General features: G+C 65.7%; 2 protein-coding genes. Both read left to right on the top strand.

Translation table 11 applies throughout. From position 1 onward, the window contains the following. The first annotated feature begins 45 nt into the window (after positions 1-45). Complete coding sequence (locus tag FJY88_13710) at positions 46-1416, top strand: hypothetical protein (protein ID MBM3288382.1); 1371 nt, start codon at positions 46-48, stop codon at positions 1414-1416. A gap of 240 nt (positions 1417-1656) precedes the next feature. Beyond that, positions 1657-2287: hypothetical protein (locus FJY88_13705; GenBank protein MBM3288381.1), on the top strand; the 631-nt coding region annotated here is incomplete at its 3' end.

The raw sequence follows: 2287 nt of genomic DNA, 5'->3' as shown, positions 1-2287 counted from the left end.
GACTGAGGTGGCTAGTGGGTCAGGTCAGAAGGGAGAAACTGAGCCATGCGAAACACTAGAACCGTGAACCTGTGGCCCGCGGGGATCCCTCTGATCCTCGGCCTTCTCTTCCTCTTGGGCTTTCTCCTCCTCCCGGCCGGATCCGCGGCCGATCTGCTGGCGGAGAGCAGCGCCGGCATCGCGGAAGACGCGACCGGCGGCGGGCCGAAGGGCTCGGACGAGAGCGTCGATGAAACCCCCGATGAGGATGCCGACCTGGATGACAGCGACTGGGAATCGAGCAAGAACGATGTCGTCCGCATGGGAGAGAGCATCGAGGTCGACGCGGACGAGATCATCACGGGGGATGTCGTCGCCATCGGAGGCAGCGTCGTTGTTTTCGGCCGCGTCAAGGGTGACGTCGTCGCCGTCGGCGGCGGGATCGAACTCAAGTCCGGGTGCGTGGTCGATGGAGATGTCGTCAGCGTCGGAGGGCCGATCGAGCGCGAGGAAGGGGCGATCGTCAAGGGCCAGAACGTCAAGGTCGGCTCCATCCCCGGCGGACTCTGGTGGTTGCCCAAAGGCGGGAAGCACGGGCTCGTGGAGAGGGATCGGGAGTGCCCGTCGCTTTCCGGCTCGACCTTCGCCAAGGGGCTTGTCTCCTACATCGGTCTCTTTCTCTGCGGCCTCGTCTTCTTCCTGGCCTTTCCCAAGCGCGGGATGGTCGTGCGCTCGACCCTGCGGTCGCGCTTCTGGCTCAGCCTCCTCGCTGGCATCGGCTCGATGGTGGCCGCCGCGGTGATTCTGATTCTCCTCTGCATCACCTGCATCGGGATCCTGGTCGCCATCCCCGGCTTCATCGTGATCATGCTCATCATCCTGGCCAGCGGCGCCGTGGCGGTCGGCGCCTTCGGCGAGGTTCTCCTCAGGCGCGAAGTGAAGGACTCCAACTCCTGGATCGGCACCTTCGCGATCGGACTGGCGGTGCTCTTCGCGGTCAACATCGTCGGATGGCTCTTCTGCTCCGTCGGAGTCAGCCTGCTCGGCAAGATCCTCCTCTCGATCGTGAAGGCGGCCTGGTTCGTCTTCCTCGCCGTCGGCTTCGGCTCCCTGGTCCTGTCACGATGGGGCGCCCAGAACCCTGCAGAGCCCGTGCCGATCCCGAGCTGGATTCCGGAGGGCGATCCCGGCTACGTCGGCGGCGCCCCCGGAGGAATCGCGGGAGCGGGCAAGGGTGGATCCAGCGAGTGGGGCGGGTGGGGCGGATCGGGTGGGCCCAGCGAGCCCGGCGGATCGGGTGGGCCCAGCGAGCCCGGCGGGTCGGGTGGGCCCAGGGAGCCAGACGGGCCCGGCGGATCCAGCGGGCCCGGCGGATCAAGCTGGCCGGGCGGGTCCGTCGGCTCAGGGCCCGGCTCCAGCCCCCCATCGACCGGATGAGATCGGACCCCAGATTCATGCCACATCGGACCGGCTCCGGGACCCCTCCCGGGGCCGGTCTTCTTGGAGCCTGCGGCTTACAATAGAAATCCGCCGCTCCCTGCGACGAGTCGCTTAATCACCTACTAGATAATGCTTTATCAACGGTAATCTGCGCTTGCCATACCCCGTCCAGAGGTGGTAAAGTTATGTCAATCAAAGATGACATCCATGGCACGAGGGGTGCCCCCGGAGGTCGCCTTGAATCGGAACCGCAGCAGAGCCCACCAGGCAGCAGGCACAGGCCTTACGGCCCTCCTCCTCGCCGGCCTGGCTTGCCTGATCGCCGGGACCGCTGCGGCCGCCGGGCTCCCCGCAGGCATCCGGATCCTCGACCCGGATCAAGTCCTCAGCGAGCGCGCGATGACAGGTTCCGACGGCCTCCTCTACCTGCAGGATCGCGAGGGTGTCCTGAGGCGCTTCGTCACCAGCACAGAAGATCCGGCAGTTTCGAACCCTGGCGATGGCAGCTTTCACCCCCTTCCCGTCGCCTCGGTCGAGCGGGCATTGACCGGCGTCGATGTCCGCTTCCTTGAGCAGATCGGCTTCGACATCTATCTCCTTCCTTACCCGGTCGTCGAGCCGATGGGATCGTGGGCGGGAGAGCGGACCATCTATCTCTCGCCCGGCGTCTACGAGCTGGCCGAAGAGCAGATCCTCTTCCTCGTCGGGCACGAATTCGGACATCTCGTTCATCGCGCTTTTCTACCCGACGAGGACCTCGAAGGCTGGGCGCGCTACCGCTCCCTGCGTGGAATCGAGGACTCGACAATGTTCTACGACACCGCGCCCCATGCGAACCGCCCGCGGGAGATCTTCGCGGAGGATTTCA

It is taken from the genome of Candidatus Eisenbacteria bacterium (assembly GCA_016867495.1).
Lineage (GTDB): Bacteria > Eisenbacteria > RBG-16-71-46 > CAIMUX01 > VGJL01 > VGJL01.
The sequence above is the reverse complement of the archived record's forward strand: the minus strand, read 5'-3'. Positions and strand labels throughout refer to the sequence as shown.